The following is a 6116-nucleotide window of genomic DNA, read 5'->3' on the forward strand; positions in this document are numbered from 1 at the left end:
GGAGGCCGCGCCCCCACGCTACCGGCGGCGCAGCGGCACGCCGTGCTCGAAGACCGCGGCGACCGCCCTCGGGACCGCGTCCGGGTGGTCGACGCAGACCACGGGGAAGGGGAAGTACATCGCGTCCAGGCTGGGCGAGGGTCCCATGATCAGTCCCAGCCGGGCGCCCTGCCGCTTCATCTCCTGGGTCAGGTGCACCAGGCTGATGGGCGAGACGGCGTTCTCCGTGAACATCTCGCGCACCTCCTCGGCGCGGGTGAGGACCTTCTCCTCCAGCGCCGAGCAGAGCGGCAGTTCGGGGTCGGTGAAGGGCATCGTCGCGATGTGCTCGCGGGTCGCCTCCTGGGACCGCTCGCGCAGCGGGCTGTGCTCCGCCACGTCGGTGCCCTCGGTGACGCTGACCAGGCCGCCGGTGTCGGCGCTGAGCTTCTCCAGCGCGTCCCGGTAGCCGCTGAGCATGGCGACCCGCACCCTGCGGTCCTTGTCCCAGCCGAAGTCGCAGCTCAGATAGACGCCCTCACGGCCCTCGCACAGGTGCGCCGGGTCGTCGTCCGGGCCCAGGTAGGCGGAGGCGAGGGCCTCCTCCCGCTGCGGCTCCGGCGACGCCGTCTCCGTCCCCGGCCGGAGCTCGCCACGCATCAGCAGGCCCATGAGTTCGCGGCGGTCGCAGGCTCCGGCGACGCAGGAGGCGGTCATCCCGCCCAGGCTCATGCCGCCGGCCAGATGCGGGCGCAGCCCCTTCTCGACGAGCACGTCCTGGATGCCGAGCTGGGCGGCGGCCAGCCCGACGGGCACCGCGATCCGCCGGATCTCGTCGTCGTACTCACCGTTCTGCCGCACCAGGCCCTCGACATCGAGTCCGGTCCACGCCGCGGCCTGGGCGAAGGACTCGCGCACTGCCGCGTACCGGTCGTAGAACTCGATGACCCCGCCGGGTTCGTAGCGGAACTGATTCGTACCGAAAATGGATGCCAGAGCCACGTGTGTCACCTCCATGACGTGGCAACGCTAGAGGAGGAAGTACCAGGATTCTTTCCAGAGTTGAGGCGGATATGATCGCGGGCATGCCTATGGGATACGTGGCGTCCACCGCACTCTTGACCTGGTGCACCTTCTTTGCCGTTGTGGCGCCGCGGCGGCCCCGGTCGCTGGCGACCCTGAGCTTCTGGTTCGGCATGGTCCTCAACGAGGTGCCCGTCATCGGCATTCTCGCCGTGCTGGCCTCCACGGCACTGGCCGCGGCCCAGGGCGATCTGGACTCCACGGGCAGCAGGGTGACGGCCGTGATCGCCCTCGCCACCATCCCGTTCATGGCGGTGGCCGTCTGGCGTGGCCTGCGGGCGGGCGGGGTGGTCATGCGCGCCGTCGACGAGGGGCTGGGGGCCGGCTGGCGAAGCCACGTGGCCGAGCCGCAGCGCCGACCCTGGCCGCGCCTTCTGCTGCTGCGTCGCTGGACGCGGCACCTCGACGTGAAGCGGGTCGCCAACCTCAGCTACGGGGACGCGGGCCGCCGCAATCTGCTGGACGTCTACCACCGCCGCGACACCCCGCCGAACGGGCCGGTCCTGATCTACTTCCACGGCGGCGGGTTCACCAGCGGGGGCAAGAGCCGTGAGGCGCGGCCCCTGCTCTACCGCCTGGCCCAGCAGGGCTGGGTGTGCATCAGCGCCAACTACCGGCTGCGGCCCGAGACCGACTTCCCCGGCCACCAGATCGACGCGAAGAAGGCCATCGCCTGGGCCCGCGAGCACGCCTCCGAGTACGGCGCCGACGCGTCGAAGCTGTTCCTGGCGGGCAGCTCCGCCGGCTCCAACATGGCGGCCATGTGCGCGCTCACACCGAACGACCCGGAGTACCAGCCCGGATTCGAGTCGGCCGACACCTCGGTCACCGCGGCGATCTGCCTCTACGGCTACTACGGCCACTTCTTCGGCACGGAACCCGATGTGCCGCCCTCCGCGAACCAGCCCTACGCCTACCTCGACCCCGCGGCGCCGCCGTTCTTCATCACGCACGGAACCAAGGACGCCCTGGCGACCGTCGAGGGCGCCCGGTACTTCGTCGGCCGGCTGCGCCGCGTCTCCTCCAGCCCGGTGGTGTACGCGGAACTGCCCGGCGCACAGCACTCGTTCGACCTGTTCCACTCGGCGCGCACCGAGGCCGTCGTGGACGGTGTCGAAGGCTTCACCTCCTGGGTGCTGGCCACGTCGCACGACGCTGCCGATCCGGCCGAACAGCGCGGCAACTAGGCATTCACTCAGAAGGCCGGCCCGTGGGATCACTCCGCGCGTCGGGGCGGACATGCTGATCTGCGCCCGTAACAGGAGAGGGCGGCCACCACCGCCCCGATGCCCCGATTGGTGATCCCGCCTTGACGCCTCGCCGCGCCCACATCGCGATGATCGGTACGCCGTTCCTCGGTCATGTGATCCCGTCCTCCGAGGTGCTGGCCGAACTGGTGGCGCGCGGGCACCGGGTGACCGCCGCCAACGAGGAGGCCGTTGCGGGGCGGCTGAGCGCGACCGGCGCCGAGTTCGTCCCGGTCGTGCGGCGCTTCCCGGACGACGGCGGGGCATGGGTGCGGGACCCGGTCTCCACGCTGAACGTGCTCCTGGACTGCAACATGCAGACGTTGCCGCAGCTGCGCGACGTGTACGACGAGGACCCCGCCGACCTGTACCTGTACGACACGGGCGCCTACGTCGGCCGGGCGCTGGCCGAGGCGCAGGGGCGGCCCAGTGCGCTGGTGACGCCGTGCGTGGTCGCGCTGAATCTGGACAACGAGGTGACGACGGAGGCGGAGACCGCCGAGCTGCCCGGGGCCGAGGCCTACGAGGCGCGCTTCACCGAGTGGCTCGTGCGGAGCGGGGCCGCGACGACGGACGTGGACGCGTTCACCGGGCGGCACCGGACCCTCGCGCTGATCTCGAAGGTGCTCCAGCCGCACGCCGAGCGGCTGGACCCGGACGAGGTCACGTTCACCGGCCCGTGTTTCCTCAGGCGTGAGAGCCGGGAAGGCGGCTGGAAGCGTCCGGAGCGGGCCGAGCGGGTGCTGCTGATCTCGCTGGGATCGTCGTTCACGCGGCAGCCGGAGTTCTACCGGCGGTGTCTCGCGGCGTTCGGCGGCCTGCCGGGCTGGCACGTCGTTCTCGGCATCGGCCCGGATGTGGACCCCGCCGAGCTCGGTACCGTGCCGGAGAACGTCGAAGTACACGCCTGGGCACCGCAGTTGTCGGTGCTGGCGCAGGCGGACGCGTTCCTGACCCACGGCGGCGCGGGGAGCTGCGGGGAGGCCCTGTTCCACGGACTGCCCATGGTGGTGGTGCCGCAGGGCTCCGACCAGATCAGCACCGCCGAACTGCTGGTCGAGCGGGGAGTGGCCCGGCGTATCGACACCGAGGACGCCACTCCCGAGGCGTTGCGCGAGGCCGTGACCTCGCTGGTGGGCGACCCGCTGGTGAGGGGCCGGCTGGCGGCGCTGCGCGCCGAGGTGCGGTCCGAGGGCGGTGCGGCGCGGGCCGCCGACATCATCGAGGCGATGCTGGAGTGAGACCCGACTCCCGCCACCGGGGCCCGGCCGCCGGACCGGACGCGTTCCCCTTACCTGTCACCGCATCACTGTGAGGAGTTGGACATGAGCCACACCGCTCGAACCCAGGGTCCGTCGGAGCACATGGGGAGGCGGACGGTGGTGACCGGTGGCGCCGGTTTCGTCGGCTCCCATCTGTGCCGTGCGCTCCTCGCCGCCGGGGACAGCGTCGTCTGCCTCGACAACCTGAGCACCGGGCGGCTGCGGAACATCGGCGACCTGCTGGACCGACCCCGCTTCACGTTCCTCAACGCGGACGTCGTCGAGCCGTTCGCGATATCCGGCCGGGTCGATCTCGTCCTGCACCTGGCGTGCCCGGCCTCGCCCGTGGACTACTTCCGGATGCCGGTGGCAACGCTGCGGGCCGGCGGGCACGGGACGTACAACGCGCTGTCCCTGGCGCGCGACAAGGGCGCGAGGTTCGTCGTGACCTCCACGTCCGAGGTGTACGGCGATCCGCTCGTCCATCCGCAGCGCGAGGACTACTGGGGCAACGTCAACCCGGTGGGGCCGCGGGCCTGTTACGACGAGTCGAAGCGGTTCTCGGAGGCGCTGACGGTGGCCTTCCGCGACGAGTACGGCGTCGATACCGGGATCGCGCGGCTCTTCAACTCCTACGGCCCCGACATGCGCGGCGGCGACGGCCGGGTCGTGCCCACGTTCATCAAGCAGGCCCTGGCCGGCAAGCCGCTGACCGTCATGGGCGACGGTTCGCAGACCCGGTCGCTGTGCTACGTCACCGACACCGTGCGCGCAATCCTCGCCCTGGCCGGCAGCTACGAGACCTCGCCGGTCAACATCGGCAATCCGCACGAGATCACCATGCGGGAGCTGGCCGAGTACATCATCACGCTGACCGGCAGCGCCTCCCCCGTCCGCTACGTCGAGGCGCACCCGGACGACCCGCAGCGCAGGCGGCCCGACATCGGCAGGGCGCGCCGGGTGCTGGACTGGGAGCCCGAGGTGCGGCTGTTCGACGGGCTGAAGGAGACCATCGCCTCGTTCACCCCGGCCGGTGACCTGTCGGCCGTGTGACCCGCACGCGGACCCGCGAAACTCTGGGAGTTTCCCCCGATGCTCGGGGGGCGGCCGTCCCCGGTCCCCGGCGCGGGCCGAACCTGGACGAACTCCGGATCCTTTGACTCTCCCAGGAGTTCACCGTGCGCGTGCTGTTCGCAACCATTCCCGAGAAATCCCATCTGTTCTGCATGACGCCACTGGCGTGGGCCATGCGCGCCGCCGGCCACGAGGTCCGGGTCGCCAGCTGCAAGGAGCTGGCCGACGTCGTCGCCGCCACCGGCATGACGGCCGTGGCGACCGGCACCAACGACGGCATCAACGCGTCGATGCACGCCAACCGCGACGCGCAGGAGATGGCGGAGCTGATCAGCTGGAACGAGCTGGATCCGGCGAAGCTGACCTACGAGGCCGAGGCCTACCGCGCCCAGGTGGTCGCGTACGCGTGCGCCATGTTCAACGAGACGATGATCCCCGACATGGTGGAGTTCGCCCGGGTCTGGCGGCCCGACCTCGTGGTGTGGGACTCGCTGACGTACGCCGGCCCCATCGTCGCGGGCGTCGTCGGCGCCGCGCATGTGCGCTCGCTCTGCTTCGCGGACGTGTGGGTGAAGAAGCGCGAGATCCTGCGGGAGCTGGCCCTCGGGGTGCCGGCCGACGAGCGCAAGGACCCGCTCGCCGAGTGGCTGGGCGACCGTGCCGAGGAGTTCGGGGGCGCCTTCGGCGAGGAGCTGACGACCGGGCAGCTCACCCTGGACCCGCTGCCCGGCAGCCTGGGCATCGACACCGGCGCCCCGCGCACCCCCATCCGGTTCGTGCCGTACAACGGCCCGGCGGTCGTGCCCGACTGGCTGACCGCCCCGCCCGGGCGGACCCGGGTCTGTATGACGCTCGGCGCCTCCAACACCGAGCGCCACGGCGGTGACTACGTGTCCAAGGGCGACATCCTCGGGCAGCTCGCGGAGCTGGACGCCGAGGTGGTGGCCGCGCTGCTGCCGTCGCAGATCGAGGAGCTGGGCACGCTGCCGGACAATGTGCGCGCCGTCTCCTCCGTACCGCTGCACGCCCTGCTGCCCAGCTGCTCCCTGCTGATCCACCACGGAGGCTTCGGCAGCTACGCCAACGCGCTCATGTACGGCGTCCCGCAGCTCACCGTCACCACCCCGCTGGCCGATCAGCTCTACCGGGGCGCCGGAATCGAGGAGCAGGGGGCGGGGCTGCTGCTCGGCACGGACCGGGCGACGCCCGACGCGGTGTACGAGCGGGCCGCGCGCATCCTGGCGGACGCCTCCTTCCAGCGGAACGCCACCCGGCTGCGCGAGGAGGCCGCGGCTCTGCCCTCGCCGGCCGAGGTGGTGCCCGTACTCGAGGAGCTCACCCGTGAACGGCGCCAGGAACCCTGGCAGTTCGAGGGCCCGGCCGTCTCGCGGCTGGACGACATGTTCACCGCGCTCGTGGTGGAACCCCGGGGGTAACGGGTCCAGGGGGTAACGGGTCCAGGGGGGGGCGC

At 71.4% G+C, this 6116-nt stretch carries 5 protein-coding genes; 4 read left to right on the forward strand and 1 reads right to left on the reverse strand.

The features are described 5' to 3' along the window. Positions 1-18: 18 nt before the first annotated feature. Positions 19-981, reverse strand: coding sequence for an ACP S-malonyltransferase (locus P8A18_RS33560; protein WP_037710758.1), 963 nt, complete (start codon positions 979-981; stop codon positions 19-21). Between the two features lie 83 nt (positions 982-1064). Here P8A18_RS33560 and P8A18_RS33565 point away from each other — a divergent pair, with 83 nt between their 5' ends. The 4 genes from P8A18_RS33565 to P8A18_RS33580 all read left to right on the forward strand — a co-directional run bounded on the left by P8A18_RS33565 (position 1065) and on the right by P8A18_RS33580 (position 6081). After that, on the forward strand, positions 1065-2249 hold the full coding sequence (locus P8A18_RS33565) for an alpha/beta hydrolase (protein ID WP_306061499.1): 1185 nt from the start codon (positions 1065-1067) through the stop codon (positions 2247-2249). Between the two features lie 122 nt (positions 2250-2371). Further along, entirely contained in the window at positions 2372-3550 is a 1179-nt protein-coding gene (locus P8A18_RS33570; protein ID WP_371933812.1) for a macrolide family glycosyltransferase, read from the forward strand. An 84-nt stretch (positions 3551-3634) separates the two neighbouring features. Beyond that, positions 3635-4624 (forward strand): UDP-glucuronic acid decarboxylase family protein, encoded by a 990-nt coding sequence (locus P8A18_RS33575; protein ID WP_306061501.1) that lies wholly within the window; start codon positions 3635-3637, stop codon positions 4622-4624. Positions 4625-4749: 125 nt separating this feature from the next. Further along, on the forward strand, positions 4750-6081 hold the full coding sequence (locus tag P8A18_RS33580) for an activator-dependent family glycosyltransferase (protein WP_306061503.1): 1332 nt from the start codon (positions 4750-4752) through the stop codon (positions 6079-6081). Positions 6082-6116 lie beyond the last annotated feature (35 nt).

The sequence above is a fragment of the Streptomyces sp. Mut1 genome (assembly GCF_030719295.1).
Classification (GTDB): Bacteria; Actinomycetota; Actinomycetes; order Streptomycetales; family Streptomycetaceae; genus Streptomyces; species Streptomyces castrisilvae.